This window comes from Xanthomonas sp. NCPPB 4037 (assembly GCF_041475695.2).
GTDB lineage: Bacteria > Pseudomonadota > Gammaproteobacteria > Xanthomonadales > Xanthomonadaceae > Xanthomonas > Xanthomonas campestris.
Genome location: NZ_CM191261.1, coordinates 3509247 through 3536133, shown reverse-complemented (window position 1 = coordinate 3536133; position 26887 = coordinate 3509247). Strand labels below are relative to the sequence as shown.

Sequence of the window (26887 nt, the reverse complement as noted above, 5' to 3'; positions counted from 1 at the left end):
TTCCGGGTATCGGCGATGCGATTGCGTGGTGATGCCTGCAGATGTGTGGTGGCCTGCGTTGCAGTCGGCGAGCAGATTAGGTGCCTGGGCAACGTGGTCGATCAGGGCGATGGCTGCGCGTAGGAGCGCGCTTGCGCGCGATGGGCGTTACCGGGAACGGGAAGGCGTCGCGTGCGATGGGCGTCACCGGGAAAGCGTCTCGCGCGCAAGCGCGCTCCTACGAAGGCGGGCATGTCGACGCGGCTACTTGCGGGCGTAACGCGGCACCCAGCATTCCGCGCCAGCCACACGTGACCACCGCAGCCGGCGCTCCACGCGAGGCGCACCGGGCCGGGGCCCGACCTCACCTGGCCAGCGCCAAACCTCACCTAGCCAGCGCCAAACCCAAGCCGGCCGGCACAAACCTCAGCCGGCCAGAATCTCCAGTACCGCGGCTTCGTCCACGTCGGGGACGACTTCGGCCTTGCCGATCCCGCGCCACAGCACCAGGCGTAGGCGGCCGGCGATGTTTTTCTTGTCCAGCCGCATGCGGCCGAGCAGGGCTTCCGGTGCCAGGCCGGCCGGGATCTGCGTCGGCAGGCCGAACTCATCCAGCAAGTTGCGCAGTGCCTCGGTGTCCTGGGCGTCGGCCATGCCCAGTGCGGCCGAGAGCCGCGCTGCCAGCACCATGCCCACCGCTACCGCTTCGCCATGGTTGAGGTTGTCGTTACCCGGCGCGCCGTAGCCCTGTTCGGTCTCGATGGCGTGGCCGAAGGTGTGGCCCAGGTTGAGCAGGGCGCGCTCGCCTTTTTCCAGCGGGTCGCGCGCCACGATGTCGGCCTTGTGCTCGCAGCTGCGTGCAATCGCCTGCGCCAGCGCGGCCGGGTCGCCGTCCAGCAGCGCGCGGCGTTCGGCATGCAGCCACTGGAAGAACAACGGGTCGCCGATGGCGCCGTACTTGATTACCTCGGCCAGGCCGGCGCGCAGCTCGCGCGTGGGTAGGGTGCGCAAGGTGTCGGTATCGGCAATCACCGCGCGTGGCGGGTGGAATGCCCCCACCAGGTTCTTGCCCTGCGGGATGTCCACCGCGGTCTTGCCACCGACCGAGGAATCCACCATCGCCAGCAGGCTGGTGGGCAGTTGCACGCAATCCACCCCGCGCATCCAGCAGGCGGCAGCAAAGCCGGCCAGATCGCCGACCACGCCGCCGCCGAGCGCGAACACGCAGGCATCGCGGGTGGCGCCCAGTTCGGCCAGTGCGGTGATCGCCAGGGAGAAGTTGTCCAGGGTTTTGGAGGCTTCGCCGGCGGCGATGACCAGTTCGCCAAGCTGCAGGTCCGGCCGCGCCTGCAACAGTGCAGCGCGCACGCCGGCGGCATAGTGCGGCGCCACCTGGGTGTCGCTGAGCAGCAGCACGTGGCGGCCGCGCACGTGGCGGGCCAGGCGCGCGCCGTCGGCCAGCAGGCCCGGCGCAATGGAAATGGTGTACGGCTGCGCGCCGTCGACTTCGACGCTGCGCAAGGAGGGGGAAAGAGTCATGCAGGGGTACTCGACATGCGCCATTGCGCGGCCAGGCGCAGCACCAGCTGCGCGGTGGCCTCGGCGGGGGAAAGGTGATCGGTTTCCAGGGTGAGGTCGGCCACTTCCTGGTACAGCGGGGTGCGCAGCGCGGCCATGCCGTGCAGCACCTGTTCGCGGTCCGGGCGCTGCAGCAGCGGGCGATTGCGGTCGCGCGCCAGCCGGGTGAGCTGGGCCGGCACGCTCACATGCAGGTACACCACGAAGCCGCGCTCGCGGATGCGCTGGCGATTGCCCGCATCCAGGATCGCGCCGCCGCCGGTGGAGACCAGTTTGTTGCTCTGCGCGAGCAGGCCGTGCAGGGCCTCGGCTTCGTGCTGGCGAAAGCGCGCTTCGCCGTGCTGTTCGAAGATCGCGGGGATGCTGCTGCCGACCTGCTCGACGATGGCCTGGTCCACATCCACGAAATCCAGCCCGAAGCGCTCGGCCAGGCGGCGGCCGATGCAGCTTTTACCGGCGCCCATCGGGCCGATCATCACGAGATTGGGAGCGGGGTTCATGCGCCCGGATCGTAACATTCGCATTGCGGCCCTGGGCCGCGTGCGGCATGCGTGATCCTCCCGGCGGCGTGCGCTGTCGTTGCAGATCCTGCGCCGCCGCGCTTGGCCGCAGCCGCCACTGCGACACCAGGGCCATAGGCGCAGCGGCGGCGATGCGCCCACAATAGGCGTCTGTTTCGCTTCCCTTGCCTGCCATGACCGATCTGTACGCAGAAGCCCTCGCCACCTTCGCCACGCTGTACGCCGAGGCGCAGAACAGTGCCGAGATCGAGGCCAGCGCCATGACCGTCGCCACCGCCAACCTGGACGGCCGGCCAAGCGCGCGCACGGTGTTGCTGAAGGCGTTCGACGCACGCGGGTTCGTGTTCTACACGCATCTGGACAGCGCCAAGGGCCGCGACCTGCAGACCCACCCGCAGGCGGCGCTGCTGTTCCTGTGGCGCAGCCTGCGCGAGGCCGGCATCCAGGTGCGGATCGAAGGCGGCGTGCAACTGGTGAGCGCCGACGAATCGGACGCCTATTTTGCCTCGCGGCCGCGCATGAGCCAGATCGGTGCCTGGGCGTCGCTGCAATCGCAGACGCTGGGCTCGCGCGAGGAGTTCGAGGCGGCCATTGCCAAGGTCGAAGCCACCTTCGACGGCCGCGACGTGCCGCGCCCTGATGGCTGGGGCGGATTCCGCGTGGTGCCGCAGGCGTTCGAGTTCTGGTACGGCGCCAAATTCCGCCTGCACGAGCGCTGGCGTTACGAGGCGGACGCGGCCAGCCACTGGAGCAAGCGGATGCTGTATCCGTAAGGCCACGGCCCTGCCGGGCGGCAGCGCCGGCGGTGTTTGATGGCAGCGACGTGGCCCTGAATGCCCCCTGCCTGACGGCCGTTCTGCTGTTCACCAAGTCTCTGTAGTATGTCCGCCCATTGCTTGACCGTTGCGGCCTCACCGCCGCCGCACTCCGCCGCCGAATGACCAAAGGACAGGACATCCCATGACGCAGTACACCACTGTTGAACTGCACGGCCTGCTGGCCGAGCGCTACCGCGACCAGCCGATCGAGGTCGAACTGATCGACGGGCTGGAGCCGGCCATCAACCTCACCCTGGCCGATCACGGCGACATGCAGATCCAGGTGGCCGCGTCCGGTTCGCAGGTGTTTGTGTCCACGCTGCTGGCCAACGCCGACCAGGTCAGCGACCGTGCCGCGTTCAACGACGCGTGCCTGCGGCTCAACCCGCTCAATCCGCTCTCCAATCTCGGTCTGGTGCAGGTCGACGGCAAGGACGCCTACGTGGTGTTCGGCGAATTGTCGGCCTCCTCGACGCTCGACCAGATCGACGAGGAAATCCAGACCCTGGCGGCCAATACGCTGGATGCCGCCGAATCCCTCAAGCCGTTCTTTTCCTAAAGGCGTGTTGTCATGAGTATCTTTTCCAAGCTGATCACGCTGCTGCGTGGCACCGCACACGAAACCGGCCAGAAGGCCGTGGACGCCAACGCCCTGCGCATCCTGGACCAGGAAATGCGCGATGCCGGCGCCCAGCTCACGCGCTCGCGCGAAGAGCTCACCAAGCTGATGGCGCAGAGCAAGCTGGCGCAGCAGAAGATCGACGCGCGCGCCGGCAAGATGGCCGAGTACACGCGCTATATCGAAGGCGCGTTGGCCAAGAACGACGAGGCGCTGGCGCACGATGTGGCAGTCAAGCTGGCGGCGCTGGAAAGCGAGGACGCCGGCGACAAGGCCTCCAAGACCGCGCTGGACCAGTCGGTGGTGACGCTCAAGGCCACCATCCAGAAAACCGAAAACCAGCTGCGCGGCATGCGCCAGCAGATCGACACCGTCAAGGCCACCGACGCGGTGCAGAAGGCACAGGCGGCCATTGCCGCGCGCCATTCCGGCGCCAGCAGCAAAATGGGCTCGGCGCTGGAATCGCTGGAGCGCATCAAGGCGCGTCAGGCCGAAACCTCGGCACGCATCGAATCGGCCGAAGAACTCGAATCGTCCACCGGCGATGGCGATCTCAATCGGCGTCTGGCTGCGGCTGGCCTGATGGAAGGCGAATCCAACGCCGCTGCGGTGCTGGCACGCTTCAAGAAGCCGGCCGCGCATCTGGGTCACGAGAGCACCAGCGGCAGCGCGCCGCTGATCGGCCAGGTGCGCGACGTGCAGCAGGTTCCGCGCAGCGACAGCTGATCCGCCGCACGGCACAGGACGCGCCATGATCATCGTCGGAAAGCTGTTGCGGATAGTGCGGCGCCACGTGCGCCGCGTCAGCTGGGGCATGGTGGCGCTGGCATTGCTGGCGCACATGGGGCTGAGCTGGGTGTTGTTGCTGTGGGCCGGCGAGCAAAAGCTCGTCGGCCTGGATGCGTTTCCGTACTACTACATGACCACCGCCACCACCATCGGCTACGGCGACCTGTCGCCGGGTTCGGTGGCCGGGCGCTACATCGCCGCGTTCGTGCTGATGCCGGGCGCGGTGGCGCTGTTCGCCACGGTGCTGGCCAAGACCAGCGGCGTGCTCATCACCTTCTGGAGGCGCCACCACATGGGCAAGATGGCTTACGCCGATCTGCGCGGGCACACCATCCTGATCGGCTGGCAGGGCGCCGCGTCCACACGCTTGCTGGAGCTGTTGCTGTCCGACACCGCCACCGACGACGAAGGCGTGGTGCTGATCGCCGAAGGCGTGGCGGAAAACCCGATGCCCGACCACATGCGCTTCATCGCCGCCGAGTCGTACACGCATACCGAGGTGTACCTGCGTGCCGGCATTGCCGGCGCGGCACGGGTGATCGTCAACCCGCCCTCCGACGATCAAACGCTGGCAGCGGTGTTCGCGTTGATGGCGCATGCGCCGGCCGCGCATATCGTGGCGCACTTCGATTCGGCCAGCGCCGCGCGCTTGGTCAATTGCCATTATCCGGCCATCGAATGCACGCGCCCGATGACCGCCGAGATCCTGGCGCGTGCGGCGCAGGATCCGGGCAGCGCGGCGATCACCGCCGAGCTGCTATCGGTAGACGATGGCCCCACCCAGTTCAGTCTTGCTGTCCCCGCGAATGTCCAACCACTGGATTACAGCCGACTTGCGGCCGATTTCAGCCAGCGCGGCGCATTGCTGCTGGGTCTGCGCGCACCTGATGGCGCATTGCGCTTGAACCCGCCAGCACGCACCGCTGTCGCCGCCGGTGCCATGCTGTATTACCTGGCCGAGCAGCGCGTGCCGGCACACGCCGTCGCCTGGCAGGCCATGCGCAGCGAGGCGTCCCCCATTTCCACATCGCCACAAGGTGTATGACGATGAGTTTTTTCAGCAAATTGTTCGGTCAACCGCAACCGCCGCCGCTGCCCACTTCCGGTAGTGGCGCGATTGGTCACACGCTGCCGCTGGGGCTGCGTGTCGGTGGCCAGGTGGAAATTGATACCACCCTGTACCGCATGGCGCCCGAGGCCATGACCGCCGAGTTGCCGGGCGGGCATCAGGGCATCCCGTGCTATGGCCACGTCAATCTGGGCGATGGCTATGCGCTGCACCGGTTCTATCTGGACGATGACGCGTTTCTGCAGGTCACCACCGTGGGTGGCGATCTGGAGGCGATGAAGGCCTTCGTGTATTGCGAGACGGTGAACCCGCCGAGCAAGCAGGCCTTCCAGGAATTCGTGATGCAGCATCCGCACCTGGGTGCAGCGCAGATCGAGTACGCCGGCAAGCGCTGGGACCGTGCTACCCAATCCACCGACGATGCCGCGCGCATCCCGCCGATCGCCTACGACGAGGTGCTGTACCGCTATCAACCACCGCGCCGCGATGGCGACCTGACGCATTACGCGATGCTCTACAGCCGGCCGGTGCCGGAGTTGCAGCGCGAGGAATTTCTGCTGGTCACCGGCGAGGATTCCGGCCCCAACGAATTCTGCGTCACCTACGCGGTCGGCATCGACGTCACCGTCGCCGATCTGGACATCACCTGAGCGCTCACCCGTCTTCCACCACCCTGGTCCTGTCATGAATCCGATCAATCTGCAGAGTTTCCTCGCGTTTCTTTCCTACTTCGGCACCGGCCTGGGCGTGTTGATCGTCGCGGTGGTGCTGGTGACCCTGGTCACCCCGCACAAGGATTTCACCCTGCTGCGCCAGGGCAACGTGGCGGCCGCCACCGCGCTGGCCGGCAACCTGATCGGCGTGGCGCTGCCGCTGCATTCGGCCATCACCCATTCGGTGAGCCTGGTGGATGCCTTGATCTGGGGCGTGGTGGCCTGCGGTATCCAGGTGGTGGCGTATCTGCTGGCCAACCTGGTGGCCGGGCGCATCTCGCGGCAAATCACCGACAACGTCGCCGCCGCCGGTATTTTTTCGGCCGGCGTGTCGATCGCGGTTGGCCTGATCAACGCCGCGGCGATCACGCCGTAACGGAGCGCAGGCATGAAGCGATCACGCAATCTCAAGCTCACCCTGATGGCCGCGCTGCCGGCCGCCTTCGTCACCGGTTGCGGCTCGGAGCCGGAAACCGGCGTGGTGTTGCAGTCGGCCTCGGACTGCTACCAGATCAAGCAGGAACAGGGCGACATCCAGCAGTGTCTGAAGGCCTATGACGAGGCCGTGGCCAAGCACCAGCAGGCCGCGCCGCGCTTCCCTTCGCGCTATGAGTGCGACGCGCAATTTGGCAGCTGCACCGAAGTGCCAGGCCAGACCCAGGGGCAGCAGAGCTGGATCCCGCCGATGGGCGGCTTCCTGCTCGGCTACGCGCTGGGCAACATGAGCGGCGGCGGGTATCGCTATGGCGGCGCGATGCCGCTATACCGCGATTACCGCAGCGGCGGCTACTACAAGCCCAACGGCGATCTGGCCAGCAACCGCATCGGCACCGTGCGCGGCCGCGCCGGCAGCGTGGACATGCCAACCCGCGCCATTACCGTGTCGCGTTCGGGTTTTGGCTCCAGCGCCGCGGCGCGCAGCTCGTTCGGCAGTGGCGGGCGCAGCTCCGGGTTTGGCGGCTGACATGCAACGTATTGCCATCGCCGAGCGCCCGGATTGGCGCACCCAGGCCGAATCGCTCGGCTTCCAGTTCCACACCATCGACGGCGAACCGTACTGGGACGAAAGCGCGTACTACGCGTTTTCGTTGCGGCAGATCGAAGACGACATCGAGACGCCGACGCAGGAACTGCACGACATGGCGATGCAGTTGGTCGACGAGGTGGTCGGCTCCGAAGCGTTGATGACGCAGCTGGCACTGCCGCCGTTCTACTGGGACTGGATCGCCACCTCCTGGAAGAGCCGCGACCCGCATCTGTACGGCCGCATGGATCTGGCCTATGCGGGCAATGGCCCGGCCAAGTTGTACGAGCTCAATTACGACACACCGACCTCGTTGTACGAGGCGGCGTATTTCCAGTGGCTGTGGCTGGAACAGCAGATCGCCAGCGGCGCGCTGCCCAAGGGCACCGACCAGTACAACCTGATCCAGGATTTGCTGTGCGAAACCCTGGGTGCGCTGGCAGTGGATGGAGCGATTGGCCCGCAGATGCATTTCTCTGCAGTGCGTGATTCGTTGGAAGACCGCGCCACCGTGCGCTATCTGCGCGATTGCGCGCATCAGGTGGGCATCAGCACCGAGGAAGTGGAGATCGAAGACATCGGCCTCAGCGCCGATGGCTGGTTCACCGATGAGCAGGACCGGGTGATCCACACGCTATTCAAGCTGTACCCGCTGGAATTCATGATGGAAGAGCGCTTCGGCCCGGCGTTGATCGCCAACCGCGTACGTCTGATCGAACCGGCATGGAAGGCAGTGCTGAGCAACAAGGGCATCCTGCCGCTGCTGTGGGAGCGCCATCAGGGCCACCCCAACCTGCTCGCCGCGCGCTTTGCACAGGCCGGCGAGGCGCCCACTGCCGGGTGGGTGCGCAAGCCGCTGCTGTCGCGCGAGGGTGCCAACATCGCGCTGGTTACCGCGCAGGGCGAGATGGCGCACACCGACGGGCCGTACCTGGATGGCCCGGCCATCCTGCAGGCGCATCATCCGCTGCCGGTGTTCGACGGCCGGCATGCGCTGGTCGGCAGCTGGGTGGTGGCCGATCGCCCGGCCGGCCTGGGCATGCGCGACGACGACGGCCCGATCACCCGCGATACCTCGCGGTTCGTGCCGCACGTGATCGTGGATTAAGAGCAGCTATCAAAACTACTGCGCAGCCGTCAGGCGGGCGCGGCCGGTGCTCGGAATCCTCATGTACCCACGTACATTCCGGTTCCTCCGCGCCGTGCGCACCCACCTGACGACTGCTCGCTACGTTTTGTTAGCCGCTCTAAGACGCTGCTGTGCGTGCACCGCCACTGCGAGGTGGCGGTGTGCGCTGCATGCGCGGGTCTGGTTTCGAGCATCACCCATCAGTGGCATGCGCACTGACGCGCGGCGACGGCCGGCTCTCTGCCGAGGTGCTGTGCGCCAATCGCTTGGGCTCGAGCTCGGCGTGCACTCCACGCGTTTGGAACCGGCAGTAGATGGTTGCTGTCGCCATGCGCATCCATCGCAGCGCGCGGCCCTGCATGCAGCACATCGCATCAAACCGCCTTGCACACACCGGCAACGGCACGCAAGCCGTGCCGCGCGCACTGCGTTGATCGGGTTTTCCACACCCCCTGTGGATGAAAACTGCACAAGGCTGTGGACAAGTGGGCACAGGCCCCGGCCCGTCACGCTGTCAAGATGGGTGGCGAAAAAATGACCACTCGGTTGCAGGTGTGTGTCTGCAGCGGTGATCGGAGTGAACCCGGCAGACTCGGCAAAGTGATCGTGCGGCTGTGGACTGGTTTCGGCGCGGGCGCGTATCTGAGACGCGGCGATGTCGTCGCCCACGACCGCTGACGCGCCAACCACGCCCTCCAATTGTGCCGGGTCAGCAGCCAGGCCCACGCGCGCGCAGCACGCCGCGAAGTGGCTCCCGGGCCACGCGCTGCCAGCAACGCGACGCAGTGACGTTCGCCACCGCCACCCTCACACCCGGTGCGCCACCCAGAAGCTGCTCAGCGCCAGCACCCACGCCAGCGCAAAGACGCTGGCATAGGCCAGCGGCGTGGCCGAGCCCAATAGCGCGGCAAACAGCGCGCCGGCCACCGCAAGGACGCCCGCCACCGCAATCGCCTCGCTGAGCTGCAACGCCGAGCTGTTGGCACCTTGCTCGGCGGGCGGTGACAGCGACAAGGTCAGCACCGACAGGCTCGGATACAACAGGCCCATGCCCAACCCGGTCACGGCCCAGCCGGCGATGGCGGCCGGCACCGGCACGGCCGGCCAGATCGCACCCGCACTGATCACGATGCCTGCCGACATCAGCACCGCGCCGGTCTTGAGCAGCCGTGGCCGCGACCAGCCGGCTGTGCTGTGGCCCTGGTACCACGAACCGCTGAACCAGCCCAAGGCGCCCACGCTCAGCGCAATGCCGGCCAGCAGCGGCGAGAGGCCGCGTTCGCGCGACAACAGCAGCGGCAGAAACGCTTCGAAGCCGAAGAACGCTGCCGCCGCGATACCGCGCAACGCGATCACGCTGGGCAGGCCGCGTGCCAGCCGCAAGGTGCCGGCCGGCAGCAGCTGCCAGGCGCACACGCCGGTGACCGCCAGCGCCGGCGCCATCGCCAGCACGGCGGGCAGGCCGTGCAACTGGCCGCCGACATACACGCCCAGCACGCCCAGTGCCGCGCCAATCGCCCAGCCCAGCGCGTCCTTGCCGGGCAGCGCGGCCTGCGTGCTCCAGTCGCGTCCACGCAGCGCCGGCAGCAGCATCAGGCCGGCCGGGATTGCCAGCAGCGGCACCGACAGGAATACCCAGCGCCAGCCGGCGTGCTGCACGATCAGGCCACTGATGCCGGGCCCGATCAACGACGGCACCACCCAGCCCGCAGAGAACGCGGCAAACACGCGCGGGCGCAGAGCTTCTGCATACAGGCGGCCCACGATGACGTACAGCGCTACCGAATAAGCGCCTGCACCCAGGCCCTGCAGCAGCCGTCCAGTGATCAGCAGTGGCATGTTCGGTGCCAGCCCGGCGATGACCAGGCCCAGTACGAAGCACACCAGGCCGGTGCCCAATGCGCCTGCCGGCCCGCGCCGGTCGCTCCAGCGCCCGGCGGCGGTCATGCCCACCACACTGGTCGCCAAGGTGCCGCCGAAGGCCAGTGCGTACAGCTGCAGGCCATTCAATTCGCGCGCCACCGTGGGCATGGCCGCGGCCACTGCCAGCGATTCAAACGCGTTGAGCGCCACCAACGCCACCATGCCCAGCGTGGTGGCGCGGTACGGCGCGGCGAGAATGGAGGTGGCGCGCGCATCGGTGGGTGATGCAGTGGGCAGAGTGGTGTGGGTCGTCATTGAACATCCAAGAAAGCAAAGCGTGAAACGGCATCGCGGGCAGGGCTTGCATCCCGACATGGCCGCGCAGCATCCTGCCTCAACCAAGGTTGAGGTCAAGGCAATGCAGCGTGAGTTGTCCGTGGGGGATGTGGCCAAGCGCAGTGGCGTGGCGGTATCGGCGTTGCATTTCTACGAGCGCAAGGGGTTGATCCGTAGCCTGCGCACTGCCGGCAATCAGCGCCGGTATGCGCGTGATGTGCTGCGGCGGATCGCGGTGATCCGCGTGGCGCAGCGGCTCGGCGTCCCGTTGCAGCAGGTGTTGGATGCGTTCTCGGTGCTGCCGGATCAACGCACACCCACGCGCGCGGAATGGGCGCGCATGTCGGCACGTTGGCGTGGCCAGCTGGACGCACGCATTGCCGAGCTGCAGGCGCTACGCGACCAGCTCACCGACTGCATCGGCTGCGGCTGCCTGTCGCTGCGCCGCTGCCGCCTGAGCAATCCCGGCGACACACTGGCCGAGGGCGGCGACGGCGCGGTGCGCCTGTCGGGCACTGCCGGCGACTGAGCGCACCGGGACCAATGGCAGTGCCCGGACGAGGTGGGCCGCCGTAGGATGGTCGTTCCCCCCCGTCGCAGGACTTCGCATGTTCCCCACCGTGCGCCGCTCGCTGGTTGTTGCGCTTGCACTCGCGTGTCTCCCGTTCACTGCACTGGCGGCCCCGCCAGCGGCCGCTCCCGCAGCGGCCAGCCCGTTCGATCCGCTGGCGCTGTTCGCGCCCTTGCAGCTGCCCGATGCGCCCAACGCGTATCGCAGCGGCAGCGGTAAGCCGGGGCCGCTGTTCTGGCAGAACCGGGCGGACTACGACCTCAGCGCGCAGATCGACCCGGCCACCCACATCCTCACCGGCGAGGCGGCGATCCGCTACACCAACCACAGCCCGGACACGCTCGACGTGCTGTGGCTGCAGCTGGACCAGAACATCTACCGGGCCGACGCGCGCGCCGCCGCCAGCCGGCCATCGCGCCGCACCCAGACCACCGAGGGCATGCAGATTGCCAGCGTCGAGGTGGACAGCGGCGGGCGCCGACAGGCGGTACCGTTCTTGGTGGACGACACGCGCCTGCGCGTGGACCTGCCGCAGCCGCTGGCCGGGCAGGGCAAGGCGCTCACCGTGCATATCCGCTACCGCTACCGCATTCCCGGCACCTGGGGCGGGCGCACCGCGGTGAGCAACAGCAAGCAGGGCGAGATCTACGAGATTGCGCAGTGGTACCCGCGCATGGCCGTGTACGACGACCTGCGTGGCTGGGACACGCAGCCGTATCTGGGCTCGGAGTTCTATCTGGAATACGGCAGCTTCGACTACGCGGTGACAGTGCCCGACGGATTTCTGGTGGCCGGCTCCGGCGCGCTGACCAATCCCGATGAGGTGCTCAGCCGTACCGAACAGCAACGCCTGGCCCAGGCACGCGGCAGCGATCGTACCGTGCTGATTCGCACGCCCGCCGAGGTAGCCGCGCGTGCTGCGGCGCCGGCAAGCACGCGCGCCCGTACCTGGCGGTTCCACATGGACAGCACCCGCGATGTGGCCTTCGCCGCGTCACCGGCCTTCGTGTGGGATGCCGCGCGTATCAATCTGCCCGATGGCAAGCAGTCGCTGGCGATGTCGGTGTATCCGGTGGAGGGCGTGGGCGAGGCGAAATGGAACCGCTCCACCGAGTACGTCAAAGGTGCGATCGAGCATTTTTCGCAGTGGTATCCATACCCGTGGCCGGCCGCGATCAACCTGGGCGGCTACGGTGCGGGCATGGAGTATCCGGGCATCGTGTTCGATGGGTTCGACGATGGCGGCAAGGACCTGTTCTGGATCACCGCACACGAGATCGGCCACACCTGGTTCCCGATGATTGTCGGTTCCAACGAGCGCCGGCATGCCTTCATGGACGAAGGGTTCAATACCTTTATCGACGTCTACGCATCGGATGCCTTCAACAAGGGCGAATACGCACCGAAGCGCGATTCGGAATATGCGCCCAAGGGCGGCAACCCGGTGGACGAAATCTTGCCGTTGCTGGCCGACGCCAACGCGCCGACCTTGATGGACACCGCCGATGCCACCAGCGAGACCTACCGCCACCCGTTGACCTACTTCAAGGGTGCGCTGGGCCTGGTGTTGTTGCGCGAACAAATCCTGGGGCCTGCGCGCTTTGATCCGGCCTTTCGCAAGTACATCGCCACCTGGGCGTTCAAGCATCCGACGCCTTCGGATTTCTTTCGTCTGATGGAAAGCGAAAGCGGCGAGGACCTGAGCTGGTGGTGGCGGGGCTGGTACTTCAACAATTGGCAGCTGGACATGGGCATCAGCGAGGCGCACTACGTGGACCAGGACCCGGCGAAGGGCCTGCAGGTCACCCTGCGCAGCCGGCAGCGGCTGGTGATGCCGGTCACGCTGCGCGTGGACCTGGCAGACGGCAGCCACCTGGACCGGCGGATACCGGTGGAAGCCTGGCTGCAGCAAACCGCACCCAAGCTCACGCTGGCGACTACGCAGAAAGTACTGCGCGTGCGCCTGGACCCAGACCACGCACTGCCGGATGCGGCCCGTGCCGACAACACGCTGGAGCTTTCCCGCTAGGCGCCAGCACCGCCGCCGTCGCGCGCATTGCTGCGCACTTTTTCCTGACGGCACGCACTGTTGAGCAAGGCCACAACGGCGCAATCGATTGCAGCGATTGCGCCGTTGTCGTGTGCGTCATGCAGCAACGCCACCGTTTGCACGTAGCGCTGCGCACGCGGGTTGCGGCTTGCACCGTTGCGTGTTTCTCCGATAAGCGATCTACACACCCGGCCGCGTTGGCAGGGCGCTTGCGCAAGTGTCGGCATGGTCACGCCTGCAACGGTTATGCGGTCTGTTTTCAGCGCGTTTTGGCAGTGCGTTTGCGAGGCGTACTTGGTAACGCTTACAGCCACGCCGTTGTTGAAGCTGCGCTGCGGGCTCAAGCGCAGCGTTTTTTGCAGGCCCGGTCGGGTTGTTAAAGATTTGCTGCAACGCACGGTGACAAGCGCTGTTGCCGGTGACTAGGCTGCGCCGCGTGTTAGCGCTATCACGCGGGCGGCCATTGCAGAGCAGGGCCACTGGCGCAGTCATCAGCTGGAACGGATCAGAGGAAGTCGCCGTCGTACGCGACGGGCAGGACACGACTGGCTCGGGGGATCCGTCGTTGAGTTGCACCGCAGGGGATCACAGAACTTGCTGCAGGCAGTTCGCCAGACATCCGCAGGGATGCCGGCAAAGACAGTGGCGGTGTCGCATGTCGCGCGCACGGCCGTGGGCAGTTGCACACCACCCGAGGACACATCGATGCGTCGTACGTTGAAGAGCTTCAAGTCGAAGGCAATGTTCACCTTCGTTGGCGGTTTGCTGGTCATCAATCCCGCCTTTGCGCAGGACACGATGCCGCAAGCACCGCCGCCACAATCCAGCAGCGACGCTGCCACCACGCTCGACACCGTCAACGTCACCGGCATCCGCAGCAGCCTGGACCAGTCGATGGGCATCAAGCGCGACGCCGCCGGCGTGGTGGATGCGATCAGCGCTGAAGACATCGGCAAGTTTCCGGATACCAATCTGGCCGAGTCGCTGCAGCGCATCACCGGCATCTCGATCGAACGCCGCGATGGCGAGGGCGCGCAGGTCACCGCGCGCGGCTTCGGCCCGCAGTTCAATACGGTCACGCTCAACGGGCGCTTGATCCCGGGTGCGGACGCCTTCGGCGCGCCGGGGCAAACGCCGATCGGCGGCGTGGACGTGGGCACGCGCGCGTTCAACTTCGCGCAGCTGGCGTCTGAAGCGATCACCGGCATCGAGGTTTACAAGACCAGCCGCGCCACGGCGCCCAGCGGTGGCATCGGCGCCACCATCAATATCCAGACCGACAAGCCGTTCAACCATTCCGGCGTGGTGGCCAATGCCGGCGCCAAGATGGTGTCCGACCGCTCGCAGCCGTTCGGCGATTCGCTCACCCCGGAGGTGTCGGGCATCTTCAGCTACACCAACCCCGACAAGACCTTCGGTATCGGCCTGAGCGCCAGCTACCAGAAGCGCCACGGCGGCTCGGTGCAGGCCACCGAAAACACCTGGAATATCCAGCGCTGGACCGGCACCGACCCCGCACTGCGTCCGGATGCGGTGGTGACCAACGCACCGGCGATCGGCCAGCTGTACGGCATGCCCAACGACCTCCGTTACGCGTTCGCCGACTTCCAGCGCGAGCGCATGAATGGCCAGGCCGTGATGCAGTTCGCGCCCACCGACAGCCTGACCTTGACCCTGGACTACACCTATTCGTCCAATGAAATCCGCGAGGAGCGTGGCGAGCAGGGCATCTGGCTGCAGCGCGCCAACAGCTTCACCGACCTGACCTTCGATACCGGCCAGGCCGTGGCCACGCCGGTGTATCTGCGCGATGTGCCCAGTGGTGCCAAGGACTTCGGCATGGAGCAGCAGCGCAACGAGCAGAAGTACACGCTCGGCTCGCTTGGCTTCAACGCAGACTGGCAGGTGAGCGACCGCTTCCAGCTGAGTTTCGATGCGCACAACTCCAAGACCAAGAGCCTGCCCAACGACCCGGTCACCGGCGGCAGCGCTACCTATTTCAGCCTTGCCGGGACCAATAACTGCGCCAGCGGCCCGCTGTGCGGCGGGCAGTGGGGCCAGGAACTGTGGTTCAACAATTCGCTGCCGATCGGCGCACGCACCTGGTACCCCACCGCGGCCGATTCGCTGGCCGGCACCAATGGCGTGGTCAACCCGGACTTCACCGCGGGCAACCTGGGTTCGCAGGTGCTGCGCATCTATTACCAATCGCAGGTGACCGAGATCAAGGAAGGGCGTGTGGACGGCACGTTCGACTTCGACGATGGCCGCTTCCAGTTCGGCGTAAGTTCGGCCAATACCAAGATGAACCGGCTCACCAGCGACACCAATTCCACGCTGGGTGACTGGAGCGTGGCCAATGCCGGCAATGAGCCGGGCATGGTGGCGTTGCTGCAGCCGGTCAGCATCACCGGCATGTTCAAGGACTTCAATGCCAATGGCGCGGCGCCCAGCGCCTGGCGTGGCGATGCCGACCAACTCGCGCTGTGGGGTGGCAGCCAGTACGGCGCCACCACGCGCTACAACCCGCAATACAGCGCCGACAACCAAGTGGAAGAGAAGACCCGAGCGGCCTACGTGCAGCTGGAATTGCAGGGCGATATCGCCGGCATGACCACCAATACGCGGCTGGGCCTGCGCTACGAGCGCACCGATGTGGAATCGGTGTCGCAGGTGGCCACGCCAACCGGTTTGCTCTGGCAGTCCAACAATGACTTCCAGCTGGTCCGTTCGGCAGAGCTGCAGCCCTTCAGTGAAAAGACCAGCTACAACTACATCCTGCCCAATCTCGATTTCAGCATCGACATCACCGACCAGCTGAAGGGGCGTGCCTCGTTCGGCCAGACCATTGCGCGCGCACCCTATAACAACCTGATTGCAGGGCCCACGCCCAACACGCCCAACGGTTCGATCCTGATCAACCCCTCCAACCGTGCCGGTGGCGACTCGCAGAACCCGCAGCTCGACCCGCTGGAATCGGACAACCTCGACCTGGCGCTGGAGTGGTACTTCGCCGACGCCAGCTATGTGTCGGCCACGTTCTGGAACAAGCGCGTCAGCAACTTCATCGGCAACACCGTGTCGCGCGAATCGCTGTATGGGCTCACCGACCCCACCTCGGGGCCGGACGCGCAGGCGGCCTTGGCCTTCCTGCAAAGCGGTGCCTGCGCAGCCCAGGTGGGTGCGTCCGGCAATGACGTTGCCGCGGCGTGCTCGGCCAACGACACCTCGCTGTTCGCGGCCATGGCGTTGTTGCGCAACGCCGCAGCCACCGGCGGCCTGGGTGCCTACAACGGCAGCTCCGCGCAGAGCCTGGCGCTGGAGAACGCATACGACATCACCGGCAACAGTAGCGACCCGCTGTACCAGTTCGATGTGTCGCGGCCGATCAACCAGAACAAGGCCAATATCCATGGTTGGGAGCTGGGCGGGCAGTACTTCTTCGGCAGCAGTGGCTTCGGCATCTACGCCAACTACACCATCGTGGAAGGCGATGTCGGCTTCGACAACACTGTGATCGACCGCGACCAGTTCGCCTTGCTGGGCTTGAGCGACACCGCCAATGCGATGCTGATGTACGAAAAGTACGGCTTCAGTGCACGTCTGGCATGGAACTGGCGCGACGAGTATCTGATCGCCGCCAACCAGGACAACTCCAACCGCAACCCGTACTACGTCGAGGCCTACCAGCAGTGGGACCTCAGTGTCAGCTACGCCTTCAGCAAGCAGCTGTCGATCGGCTTTGAAGCCATCAACCTGACGGGCGAGGACGTGCGCTGGCACGGGCGGTCGGACAAGCAGATCATCCGCCTGATCGACCAGCAACCGCGCTATACGCTGGGCGTGCGCTACGCGTTCTAACCGCGGATGGGGCGCAGTTGCCGGTCTACGGCAGCTGCGCACTCCGCTTGACGCACCGCTTGAGGCCGGTGCGTCGATGCGCCTGACCTGGCGAGCGTGCTGCGCGTGTCGCACGCGGATGCCGTGCGTGCTCGTCTGCAGTTGCATGGTGCTATGCGGCTTGCCGGCGGCGCGCTTTTTCGCAATGCTCGCCTGCAGCAGACGCTTGATGCAGCGGCCGCTCCACCGCCGCCTTGCAGCGGAGAGGGCCGGGCAGGCCACTTACCCGCCGGAGTTTCGATGACGCGATACGCAGTGCTCAACAATGTGGCGCATCACGATGTGCGCGTCATCCTGCAGTTCGGTACGCAGTTTGGAGACGCGGTTGGCCTGGTGCCGGCCTTCGTCACCGAATTCGCCGAGTTGCAGCGCGAATACCCTCTGTTCTTTCGCAAGGATCCCGCCAGCGGCGCGTACCAGGCTGTGGCGGTGCTGGGCTTTGCGCACGACGAGAACCTGTTCCTGCAGGACCAGCGCTGGAATGCCAGCTACCTGCCGGGAATCATTGCCAAAGGGCCATTTTTGATCGGCTTCCAGGAGCAGCGCATCGATGGCGCGCTGGTGCAAGAGCCGGTGATCCATGTCGACCTGGAGCATCCGCGCCTGAGCCGCACGGACGGCGAACCGGTGTTCTTCCCGCAAGGCGGCCATAGCCCGTATCTGCAGCACATCATCGATGTGTTGCGCGGCATCCGTGATGGCATGGATGCCGGGCAGCCGATGTGCGCGGCCTTCGATGCGCTCGGCTTGATCCAGCCGGTGCGGCTGGACATCACGCTGGACGCCAACCACGCCGCGCATCTTGACGGGCTGTATGCCATCGACCGCGAACGCCTGGCAGCACTCGACGCGCCTGCACTGCATCAGCTGCATCAGGCCGGCTACCTGGAAGGTGCCTTCCTGATGCTGGCCTCGCAGCACAATCTGCGCCGCTTGATGGCCGAAAAACAGCGTCGTCTGCAGCAGGCCACCACCACACCCGCCGCCGCGCACGCGTGAGCCCACCCAGATGACCACGCCGTTCGACGCCATGGCACCAATCGCCGAGCGCAGCGATTGCACGGCCGATGCGCTGCCGCTGGCCGCGCTCTGTGCCGCAGCGGAGCCGGTGGTGTTGCGCGGGGTGGCACGCGACTGGCAGCTGGTGCAGGCCGGCCAGCGTGGCGATGCCGAGGCAATGGCTGTGTTGCACAGATTCGACCGTGCGCAGCCGCTGCAATATTCGTATGGCGGCCCGGAGATTGCCGGGCGCCCGTTCTACACCGACGACGGCACCGACCTCAACTTCGAAGTGCGCCGTGGCAGCTTGGGCAGCGTGCTGGAGGCGATTGAAGCGCATCGCAACGATGCGCAGCCGCCCACCTATTACCTGGCCTCGCTGCCGGTCGATGACTACCTGCCCGGGCTGCGCGCAGGCAACGACCTGGACATGCGCGCCAGCGGCAGCAACGTGCAGCCGAGCATCTGGGTCGGCAACCGCGTGGTCGCCTCGTGCCACTACGACGTGCCGAATAATCTCGCCTGCTGCGCGGTGGGGCAGCGGCGCTTCACGCTGTTTCCGCCAGAGCAGATTGCCAACCTGTATCCCGGGCCGTTGGAGCCAACGCCGGGCGGGCAGGTGGTGAGCATGGTGGACCTGGCCGCGCCCGATCTGCGGCGCTATCCACGCTTTGCGCAGGCGTTGCCGCACGCGCGCACCGCCGTGTTGCAGCCGAGCGATGCGGTGTTCATTCCCGGCATGTGGTGGCACCACGTGATGGCGCTGCAGCCCTTCAACGTGCTGGTCAATTACTGGTGGGGCAGCATGCCCGCGCACGTGCCCGCACCGATGCCGGCGCTGTATCACGCGCTGTGGGCCATCCGCGACCGGCCCGCCGCGGAAAAAGCCGCCTGGCGCGCGGTGTTCGATTACTACGTGTTCGGTCCGGCAGAGCAGGCTGGCGCACATCTGCCCGAGGCCGCTCGGCAGGTGCTGGGCACCATCGACCCGGCGCTCGCGCGGCAACTGCGCGCACTGCTGATCGCCCGGCTCAATCGCTGATCAGGTTCACTTTTCACCCTTCTTCGAGGAACGCGCAGTGACGCAGGCACGCATTCGCAAGGTTGTCATTGCCGGCGGTGGCACCGCCGGGTGGGTTGCCGCCGCCGCGCTGGCGCATCAGTTTCGCGGGCTGCTGGAGATCGTGCTGGTGGAGTCAGAGCAGATCGGCACGATTGGCGTGGGCGAATCCACCGTGCCGCCGATCCGCGCGTTTCATCGTTTCCTGCAGATCGACGAGCAGCAATTCCTGCGTGCGGTGGCCGGCACCTTCAAGCTGGCCATCTCTTTTGAGGACTGGCAAGGCCAGGGTGATCGCTACATCCACCCGTTTGGCAGTACCGGGCAGGGCACGCTGGTGTGCGCGTTCCATCACTTCTGGCTGGAGGCGCAGCGGCGTGGCATGCACAGCGGCTTCGACGAATACTGCCTAGAAGCGCAGGCCGCGCGTGCGGACCGCTTCGCGGTGCTGCAGCAGCCCGCGGTGAACTATGCCTACCATCTGGATGCCGGCCTGTACGCGCGCTTCCTGCGCACCCACGCGCAGCGCCATGGTGCCACCCGCATCGAGGGCAAGATCCAGCAGGTGCGCCAGCATGCCGACAGTGGCTTCGTCGAGGCGCTGGTGCTGGAAGACGGGCAGGTGGTCGAGGGCGACCTGTTCATCGACTGCACCGGTTTTCGCGGGCTGCTGATCGAGCAGACCCTGCACACCGGCTATGAAGACTGGAGCCATTGGCTGCCCTGCGACCGTGCAGTTGCGGTGCAGACCGAATCGGTGGAGCCGCCGGTGCCGTATACACGCGCGATTGCGCATGCGGCCGGCTGGCGCTGGCAGATTCCGCTGCAGCATCGCGTGGGCAACGGGCTGGTCTACGCACGGCCGCACCTCTCCGACGATGAAGCGAGCACCATGCTGTTGGCAGCGGTGCAAGGCACGCCACGCCGCGACCCGATGTTGGTGCCGTTCGTCACCGGCCGCCGGCTGCAGACCTGGAACAAGAATGTGGTGGCGCTGGGCCTGGCGAGCGGTTTCGTGGAGCCACTGGAATCCACCAGCATCCATCTGGCGATCGTGGCGGTGATGCGCCTGATCACGCTGTTCCCCGCCGATGGCATCGCGCAACCGCAGGTGGACCTGTTCAACCGCATCAGCCGGGCCGAGGCCGAGCACGTGCGCGATTTCGTGATCCTGCATTATCACGCCACCCAGCGTGAAGAGGCGCTGTGGCGGCAATGCCGCGCGATGGAACTGCCGGAATCGCTGCAGCTGCGCCTGCGTGCATGGCGCGAGGGCGCGCACGCCTGGCAGGATGGCGACGAACTGTTCCGTGTCGATTCCTGGACGCATGTGCTGCTCGGCCAGGGCATTGCGCCCGCGCAACATCATCCGTTGACGCGCGCCTTGCCCGACCAGCATCTGCAGCAGTTGCTGGATGGCATCCGCCAGCCACTGCAGCACGTGGTGACACAGCTGCCGACCCAGCAGGCGTTTATCGACAGCTACTGCAAGGTGGATCAAAGCACCTGGGGCTGACGCACAGCAGGATCGTTACGCTGTAAAGCCGTCACGCAGCGGAGCGGCCAGCCAGCGCCGCTGTCGCTGTCTCGGTTATTCGCTGAGGCAGCGTCGCAGGTCATCGCGTGCAGCGGCCAACTGCGCACCGATGGTGGCGCAGGTCTGGGCGTGGGCAGCGGCTGTCTGGCATGCGGCGTGGACGGTCGCCAGGCGTGCGTCCATGACGCGGTCCTGCTCATACACGCATGCACTTGCCTCGGCATCCGGGTACAGGTGCGGCGGTACTTCAATCCATCCACGGCCATACCAGGGCGAGAAGCGGGCAGACCGCCTCACCTGCGCCTGCGCCACGGTTGCCTGCAAGCGCGGGAAGGTGGTCAGCATCGATGCCGCCAGCAGGGCGGGCTCGGTGAGCCTGGGAAGCGCCGGCGCGCAGTCGCTGACCCCTTCGGTGAAGCCGGGTGGCAGCAGCTGTAGGCGCACCCGCAGTTCCGTTGCGGTGGTGTCGGTGCCGATAGGCCGCTCGCGCACCACGATGCCGGTCACGGCGTAATCGCCGCCGTGCGTGAATAGCTCCGGTGCCGCGACATGCAGCGACGCACCCGGGACGGGACGTGCCGGCACAACGCCCGCCGCACGCAGCTGATCAAGCGACTGCAACGGGACGCGCGCCTGCACAGCAAGATGGCAGCCCTCGCGTATCTCCGTTGTCGCGCCCAGCAGAGCGGCGGGTGATGTGTGCACCAGCACGGTGCTGTGCAGCAACAAGCTGGCCGGGAGCGTCGCACCGGGCAGCCGCAACTGTGCGGGTACGCGCGCAGGAATGTCCTGCAGGCGCGGGTAGCGAGCCAAAGCCTGCAGACCCTGCGACACCATGCTCAGGCGCTGCGAAGAGATCTCTCCGCCGGCGACCATCTCGAAGCGGCCGTCGACGAAACGGTAATAACTCGGCACATCGGCGGTATCGGTATGGCCGCTCCCGCCGCGGCTCCCACCGCTGCGGTAGCGGATGCGTCGCGCGCCAGCCTGCAGGAACGGGGTGAAGGTCTCCAGCATGGCCTGGCGCGATGCGGCGGTGTCCTCGCGCAGGCGGATCTGCACCCGCGTGGCCGGATACGTGAGCAGCTGGTCCACCCGCAGGCGCAGCTGCGCCGGGTCAGGAAACACCAGGACGACCCACACCGCGGTCGCACCGGCCGCACACAGGCTGATCACCACCCAGAACGGCGGCGCAATCCGCTGCGCATTGCGTAACGCTGCCAGTGCTCGGGTGCGTCGTGCGTGCTGCACCGCCTGCCGTGCCCGTCGCCGGGCAGGGGTGCGTTTGGTCTGGCGGCGTAACCGCTGGCGGGTGGAGCGGTCGGCGATCGCAACGGTGACACCGCGCCCGGCCCGGTAGTCCTTCATCAACAGGACGCCTACGGACTGGACAGCGAGCAGGCTCAGTAACGGCGCAATCACCAGGCTTGCGATGAGCAGGACAACGTGCAGCAGGAACATCATCGGTGGCGTGGCCAGAATAAAGTTAGATGAGCAGGTATTGGAGTGTCCTTACCACGCGGCTGCTGCCCGAAAGGCATGGCGAAAAGCACGCCTGCAGTTGCTGCCGACGCGCGTGTTCAACGCGCACGCAGTGCATTTGAACGTGCGGGAACCACGATCGCTTGACAGAGCTGCATCGAACGAGTGGCAGGTGGTGCAACACCGATCAAGGCTGTCGCAGTCGCGTCTACTCGGCATGCTCAACGCAGGCGTTGCACAAACTCGCTCAGTGGCGGCGACCGATAGAAGGCCATGCACTGCGCAAAGATCCGGTTGTACGGCCCCAGGCGCTGCTCGTCCTTCATCGGCACCTCGGCGCGATGGAAGTCGGCCGTCTGTTTTGCGACGAACTCGTGCAAGCGCGCAGTGGCCCCGGCCCGTGCGTTGTCGAGCGCGTAAGTGGTGGTCAGGAACGAGCGGTCGCGCAACTGGTCTTCGGCATATTTGCCTGCGCGTTGGTAATTGGCATCCAGGCACAGCTGCAGGGCATAGGCCTTGACGTCCTCGCTGTTGGCGGGCTTGGCTGCGGCCATGGCCGGCGCAACGGTTGCGCCCAAGACCAGCACCAGCGTGGCAACGGCAGAGAAACGGAAAGAGTGGCGCATACGCGTCCTTGGCTGAGCGGGGCCAACAGTGTGCATGATCGGCACACACACGTGGAGTGCGCAGGCCGTTGCACGCACGTGGCAGGCCATGCCGAAACACAAGACCACGTTAGCGCGCCGCGATGGTGCCGCCCGTGCGCGGCAGCCTCGTCCACGTGCTCGTGGCATCGGCTGGACGTGGGTTTAATCGGCCCGGATCAACACTACGCCTACGGTATTTCTGCCGTGTTCCACACAGTTGAGGAGTACACCAATGGCTGATCAAAACACCAGCAACCGTGGTTTCGCATCGATGGACGAAGACAAGCAGCGCGAGATTGCGAGCAAGGGCGGCAAGGCCGCACACGCCAGCGGCAATGCACATGAGTTCGACTCCGAAGAAGCCAGGGAAGCCGGCCGCAAGGGCGGTGAGTCGGTGAGCCAGGACCGCGAACACATGGCCGACATCGGCCGCAAGGGTGGCGAGAATAGCGGCGGCGGCAACCGCTGAGTCGGCACTGCTGGCGGCGGCACGGGTGGGGCTACCCCGTGCCGCCGATCGGTTAGGAGCGCTGTCTCGGCAGCGCAACCATGCAGAAAAGAAAGCGGGATGTTCTGGGGTGATGGCTGCTTCGGCAGCCGCCGCAGACCGCATTACCCCTCAGTGACGAATCGCAACGCGCTTCAGCGCTGCACGATGACCGGTACCGCGTAACGCAGCATGCCAGGGCGATAGGTGCGCGTGCCAAGCGTGCGTAATGCCATGATTTCGCTGCAAAGCGCAGTACGTACTTCGCGCGCGGTCATGCCGCTGATCTCCAGTGTGCTGATCAAGGCGGCGAAGCCGTCCCAGAAGGCGCTTTCGTTTGCACGATGCAGCTCGCTCAAACGCCAGAGCTCGGCAAGCGCGTGTGCCAGGTCGCGGCATCCCGTTGTGTCCGTCATGCCGGCTCTCGCGCGGAATGGAGCGCTGAGCCTAGCACCACCGCGAATCGGCGCCGATACCGAAGGGCGCCTGCAGGCGTGCCATCACGCATTCAGATGCCAAGTGTGTGCACCGTGCTGCATGAGGTCGCTGCCCGCGCCCGCTTCACCGATGCGAAGAGACCGTCTTCTTTCGTCGCCGTTTACATGGCTCTACGCGCTGCGCCAACACGGCCCACGCGATGGTGAAACCGGCACATCACTGGAGTCGCCCATGGTCGACAACGACCTGCACCCCCAGCAGCACCGCGATGTCATCGTGATCGGTGGATCGGCTGGGGCCGGCGAGGCGTTGCGGCGCTTGTTGGGTGCGCTGCCAGCGCAGACGCCTGCCGCCATCCTGGTGGTGCTGCACATGTCGGCGCGTGGTCACGGCATCATGCGCACGGTCAGTGCGGGTGCCAACGGCATTACCGTGGTCGAGGCCGCCGATGGCATGCGCATCGAACCGCACACGCTCTATGTCGCGGTGGCCGACCGTCACCTGATGGTGGCCGACGGGCGAATCGTGCTGGGCACCGGCCCGCGCGAAAACATGTCACGGCCGTCGATCGACGCCTTGTTCCGCTCGGCAGCGGTGGCCTTCGGGCCCAGAACGGTGGGCGTCCTGCTGTCGGGAATGCTCAACGATGGCACCGCGGGTCTTGACGCGATTCACGCCTGCGGGGGCACGGTGCTGGTGCAGGATCCTGGCGAGGCGGTGGCCAGCGACATGCCACTGAGTGCACTGCAGCGCGTGCCCGCCGATGCCGTTCGCAGCAGCGCCGAGTTGGGCGGCCTGATTGCGGAACTGGCGCAGACAGCGGCAGGGCCGGCGCGGGTGATCACCGATGCCTTGCGTCTGGAAGTGGCGATCGCACGCGGTGCATTGACCACGACCGACGACACCGCGCGGATCGCCACGCCGGTTGCGATGAGTTGCCCGGCCTGTGGCGGCGTCCTGTCGCAAATATCGGAGAGTTCTGTGCTGCGGTTCCGCTGCCAGGTCGGGCATGCTTACACAGGCGAGAGTCTGTTGTCGGCTACAGAAGGTTCGGTGGACGAGGCGCTGCGCATTGCCTTGCGCATCATCGACGAGCGGGCCACCTTGGTGGCGCGGATGGCCGATTCCAACACCCGTGCGCAACCGAATACCGCAGCGATGTACCGCCATCGCGCGGACGAATACCGCGGCTATGCGGACACCTTGCGCAAGGCGTTGCTGCGCAAATCGCCGCTCGCTGCGGCGGTGGAACCCTCAGAGTGAGCCCGCATGAGCGGTAACAGCTGGCTGTCGCGTTGCACGACGTGCCTAACAACCACTTGTGCATTGCTTGGCAAGACACTGAGCCACGCAAAGGTGCACGCTTCAGATAAACGCGTGCGCGACCACAAGGATCGCGCACGCAGCACTGCTACACAGTCGCTCGACCCTCCATCAGGTCTTACGGGCCCAGGAAGCTGGAGATGGTGGAATACACATCCGAGAACCGCGAGTAATAATCCGGGTCGCTCTGCGCGGTGCAGTACGAATACCCACCATACAGGCCGCCCCGCAGCTGGTAGGCGCCACCACTGGCGACGGTGAACAAGGCCGAGCCCGACGAGCCGCCCTCGGTTACACCATCGTTCCAGACCACGCGGTAGAGCGGGGTCTTGCCATCGATGGAGGTGTTCAGCCCGGTGACCGAGCCCAGCGAGTACTTCTTCACGTCGCCAGAGGGGTGATGGATGCCGACGATCGACGTGCCGGTGGCCCCGATGGCCGCGCTATTCCACGCCGCGTAGAACGCGCCGCTGGGCGGTTCGGTCTTGAGCTCCAGCAAAGCGGTGTCACGCGTGGTGTTGGCGTGGCGCAGGAACGCACCGCCGGTCAACGTGGTGGCCTGCGCACTGACGGTATTGCCGTTGCAGCTGGCCGCATCGTAGAACCAATAGGTCTGCAGCGAATTGGCCACCGTCTGCGTGCTGATGCAGTGTGCGGCGGTCCAGAACAGATTGCGCTTGGGCGTGTTGGTGTTGTTGAGCAAGGTGCCCGTGCACAGGAACGAGCCCTGGCTGGTGGTGAACACCATGCGCGCCACGGCCTTGGACGCACTGGTGAAACCGGCGGTGGGGTTGGCGCGGCAGACGACGTCGTTCTGGCAGGAATCGCTCTCGCCAATGGCAATGGTCATCATGTCGCGCGGGCTGGCGGTGGGGCTGATGTCCAGGTGCGACAACTGCGGCACCGACAGGCTGAAGTTCTGCGGGTATTGCCCAGCCGGCAGCGACAGCTCGACCAGCAAGGTGTCGCCGTTGACCGTCGGCGACCAGCCGATGTCACTGCCACTAGTGCTGAAGCTGGTACCGGATTGCTCGAACACGCCGCCATCGTCGCCGGCAAAGCGCAGCGTCACCTTGGACGGATCACCCGGCGTTGCGCCGGCCCCCCGCAGCACCAGCGAGGCGCGCAATGCAGCGGCCTGCGCAGAGCTGAGCGTCAGCGTTGCCACGCGGCCGCCATCGCTGGTCATCTGCCAATCCAGCTTGGACAGGTTGACCAGTGGTTGCGTCACCGCGCGCGAGAAACCGATCTGCAATGGCAGCCCGTGCTTGACCTGCGCAATACGACGCTCGCGCACGCGCGCCAGTTCGCTGCTGCCGGGTGCAGCCAATTGCGCAACACGGGTTGGCAGCACGCCACCACGCAGGCTGGCGGACTGCAGCTGTGCGGCGCCCAACTTGGCAGCTTGCGGCGCCGTGGTCACCGGCGCAGCGTCCATTTCGGTCGGCGGCGCTGCCAGCGCCGTGCCGGAAAGTGCGGAGAACAACGCGAGATACAACGCATTCTTGCGATTCATGGATAGTCCTTCTCGTCAGGGAACGCTGGGCAACGGCGGGGGCCGTGGTCCGCGTGCGCCATCGATGGCGCGTCACGAGACTAGCGAAAGTTCAACACTGAAGATGTGCTGAAAATCTCTTTCATGAAGTGACTTTCACGAAAATGTGCGATCTGGCGCGTTGTATCGATGATTGCCGCTTCAAACGGCAGTCCTTACCGGTGCTCGGTTGAATGCTTGAGTGCAGCGCGACACGCGAACGCATGCAATTGCGCGACGCAACATTGAGTAGCGCCATGCTGCACGACGGTGTAGCGGCATCTGCAGGCGGTGGCGCGCGCAGCACTGAGCAGCGCGCATGGCATCATCTGTACGCATTGCGTGCAGCATCCGCATGGAGACGCATGGCGAAGTCCATGCGCTGCATTCAACGTCGAAGATGGCGCGGCAGCTTGTGGAC

23 protein-coding genes, 1 other RNA gene and 1 pseudogene are annotated in these 26887 nt (G+C 66.1%); 17 read left to right on the top strand and 8 right to left on the bottom strand.

Translation table 11 applies throughout. The annotated features are described in order from the left end of the window. Positions 1–405 precede the first annotated feature (405 nt). The gene (gene aroB / locus ACCQ01_RS15845) at positions 406–1518 is read right to left on the bottom strand and encodes a 3-dehydroquinate synthase (RefSeq protein WP_116921629.1); all 1113 of its coding nucleotides are present in this window, start codon (positions 1516–1518) and stop codon (positions 406–408) included. After that, the gene (locus ACCQ01_RS15840; protein ID WP_011037966.1) at positions 1515–2057 is read right to left on the bottom strand and encodes a shikimate kinase; all 543 of its coding nucleotides are present in this window, start codon (positions 2055–2057) and stop codon (positions 1515–1517) included. The genes aroB and ACCQ01_RS15840 overlap by 4 nt, the downstream gene beginning before the upstream one ends. Before the next feature lie 194 nt (positions 2058–2251). Here ACCQ01_RS15840 and pdxH point away from each other — a divergent pair, with 194 nt between their 5' ends. From pdxH to ACCQ01_RS15795, 9 genes are all read left to right on the top strand, one after another. Further along, entirely contained in the window at positions 2252–2851 is a 600-nt protein-coding gene (pdxH, locus tag ACCQ01_RS15835; RefSeq protein ID WP_011037965.1) for a pyridoxamine 5'-phosphate oxidase, read from the top strand. A 187-nt stretch (positions 2852–3038) separates the two neighbouring features. Next, a complete protein-coding gene (locus tag ACCQ01_RS15830) occupies positions 3039–3455 on the top strand; it encodes a YjfI family protein (protein WP_014508507.1) in 417 nt (138 codons plus the stop codon). Positions 3456–3467: 12 nt separating this feature from the next. Then, positions 3468–4241 carry a PspA/IM30 family protein gene (locus tag ACCQ01_RS15825; protein WP_115001326.1) on the top strand — a complete coding sequence of 258 codons (774 nt, stop codon included), beginning with the start codon at positions 3468–3470 and terminating at the stop codon, positions 4239–4241. Between the two features lie 25 nt (positions 4242–4266). Then, complete coding sequence (locus tag ACCQ01_RS15820) at positions 4267–5349, top strand: potassium channel family protein (protein WP_228432021.1); 1083 nt, start codon at positions 4267–4269, stop codon at positions 5347–5349. Beyond that, the gene (locus ACCQ01_RS15815) at positions 5346–6023 is read left to right on the top strand and encodes a YjfK family protein (protein WP_228432023.1); all 678 of its coding nucleotides are present in this window, start codon (positions 5346–5348) and stop codon (positions 6021–6023) included. Before ACCQ01_RS15820 ends, ACCQ01_RS15815 begins: the two co-directional genes overlap by 4 nt. Before the next feature lie 34 nt (positions 6024–6057). Then, the gene (locus ACCQ01_RS15810) at positions 6058–6462 is read left to right on the top strand and encodes a DUF350 domain-containing protein (protein WP_011037960.1); all 405 of its coding nucleotides are present in this window, start codon (positions 6058–6060) and stop codon (positions 6460–6462) included. Between the two features lie 12 nt (positions 6463–6474). Beyond that, entirely contained in the window at positions 6475–7050 is a 576-nt protein-coding gene (locus ACCQ01_RS15805) for a DUF1190 domain-containing protein (RefSeq protein ID WP_012437758.1), read from the top strand. A gap of 1 nt (position 7051) precedes the next feature. After that, positions 7052–8218, top strand: coding sequence for a glutathionylspermidine synthase family protein (locus ACCQ01_RS15800; RefSeq protein WP_228432025.1), 1167 nt, complete (start codon positions 7052–7054; stop codon positions 8216–8218). Positions 8219–8279: 61 nt separating this feature from the next. After that, positions 8280–8354: non-coding RNA, sX9 sRNA (locus ACCQ01_RS15795), on the top strand. Between the two features lie 692 nt (positions 8355–9046). On the opposite strand, the gene ACCQ01_RS15790 is transcribed toward ACCQ01_RS15795, so the two are convergent. Beyond that, positions 9047–10417 carry an MFS transporter gene (locus ACCQ01_RS15790; RefSeq protein ID WP_228432027.1) on the bottom strand — a complete coding sequence of 457 codons (1371 nt, stop codon included), beginning with the start codon at positions 10415–10417 and terminating at the stop codon, positions 9047–9049. Between the two features lie 103 nt (positions 10418–10520). On the opposite strand from ACCQ01_RS15790, the gene soxR reads away from it, so the two are divergent. Then, complete coding sequence (gene soxR / locus ACCQ01_RS15785; RefSeq protein ID WP_042598568.1) at positions 10521–10967, top strand: redox-sensitive transcriptional activator SoxR; 447 nt, start codon at positions 10521–10523, stop codon at positions 10965–10967. Between the two features lie 79 nt (positions 10968–11046). Next, positions 11047–13038 carry a M1 family metallopeptidase gene (locus ACCQ01_RS15780; protein WP_228432028.1) on the top strand — a complete coding sequence of 664 codons (1992 nt, stop codon included), beginning with the start codon at positions 11047–11049 and terminating at the stop codon, positions 13036–13038. On the opposite strand, the gene ACCQ01_RS15775 is transcribed toward ACCQ01_RS15780, so the two are convergent. Beyond that, positions 13035–13403: a hypothetical protein gene (locus ACCQ01_RS15775; protein WP_228432030.1), complete on the bottom strand. Its 369-nt coding sequence runs from the start codon at positions 13401–13403 to the stop codon at positions 13035–13037. The two genes, ACCQ01_RS15780 and ACCQ01_RS15775, sit on opposite strands and share 4 nt — an antisense overlap. A gap of 361 nt (positions 13404–13764) precedes the next feature. Between ACCQ01_RS15775 and ACCQ01_RS15770 the strand changes: the two genes are divergently transcribed. The 4 genes from ACCQ01_RS15770 to ACCQ01_RS15755 all read left to right on the top strand — a co-directional run bounded on the left by ACCQ01_RS15770 (position 13765) and on the right by ACCQ01_RS15755 (position 20534). After that, positions 13765–16920, top strand: a complete 3156-nt coding sequence (locus tag ACCQ01_RS15770) for a TonB-dependent receptor (RefSeq protein ID WP_228418867.1) — start codon at positions 13765–13767, stop codon at positions 16918–16920. Positions 16921–17199: 279 nt separating this feature from the next. After that, positions 17200–17958, top strand: a complete 759-nt coding sequence (locus tag ACCQ01_RS15765; RefSeq protein WP_228432032.1) for a SapC family protein — start codon at positions 17200–17202, stop codon at positions 17956–17958. A gap of 10 nt (positions 17959–17968) precedes the next feature. Continuing rightward, positions 17969–19000, top strand: coding sequence for a cupin-like domain-containing protein (locus tag ACCQ01_RS15760; RefSeq protein WP_228432034.1), 1032 nt, complete (start codon positions 17969–17971; stop codon positions 18998–19000). Between the two features lie 37 nt (positions 19001–19037). Next, positions 19038–20534 (top strand): tryptophan halogenase family protein, encoded by a 1497-nt coding sequence (locus ACCQ01_RS15755; protein ID WP_228432036.1) that lies wholly within the window; start codon positions 19038–19040, stop codon positions 20532–20534. A gap of 75 nt (positions 20535–20609) precedes the next feature. On the opposite strand, the gene ACCQ01_RS15750 is transcribed toward ACCQ01_RS15755, so the two are convergent. Both ACCQ01_RS15750 and ACCQ01_RS15745 read right to left on the bottom strand, forming a co-directional pair. Beyond that, entirely contained in the window at positions 20610–22016 is a 1407-nt protein-coding gene (locus ACCQ01_RS15750; RefSeq protein WP_228432037.1) for a hypothetical protein, read from the bottom strand. A 242-nt stretch (positions 22017–22258) separates the two neighbouring features. After that, positions 22259–22663 (bottom strand): hypothetical protein, encoded by a 405-nt coding sequence (locus tag ACCQ01_RS15745; protein WP_372358813.1) that lies wholly within the window; start codon positions 22661–22663, stop codon positions 22259–22261. A gap of 253 nt (positions 22664–22916) precedes the next feature. Here ACCQ01_RS15745 and ACCQ01_RS15740 point away from each other — a divergent pair. Beyond that, positions 22917–23126 (top strand): annotated as a pseudogene (locus ACCQ01_RS15740) (KGG domain-containing protein); the annotation flags it as partial. Between the two features lie 200 nt (positions 23127–23326). On the opposite strand, the gene ACCQ01_RS15735 reads toward ACCQ01_RS15740, so the two are convergent. After that, complete coding sequence (locus ACCQ01_RS15735; RefSeq protein ID WP_012437769.1) at positions 23327–23587, bottom strand: hypothetical protein; 261 nt, start codon at positions 23585–23587, stop codon at positions 23327–23329. A 253-nt stretch (positions 23588–23840) separates the two neighbouring features. Here ACCQ01_RS15735 and ACCQ01_RS15730 point away from each other — a divergent pair, with 253 nt between their 5' ends. Further along, a complete protein-coding gene (locus ACCQ01_RS15730; RefSeq protein WP_228432039.1) occupies positions 23841–24872 on the top strand; it encodes a chemotaxis protein CheB in 1032 nt (343 codons plus the stop codon). Between the two features lie 178 nt (positions 24873–25050). Here ACCQ01_RS15730 and ACCQ01_RS15725 read toward each other — a convergent pair whose 3' ends face one another. Next, complete coding sequence (locus ACCQ01_RS15725) at positions 25051–26448, bottom strand: trypsin-like serine peptidase (RefSeq protein ID WP_228432041.1); 1398 nt, start codon at positions 26446–26448, stop codon at positions 25051–25053. Positions 26449–26887: the final 439 nt, after the last annotated feature.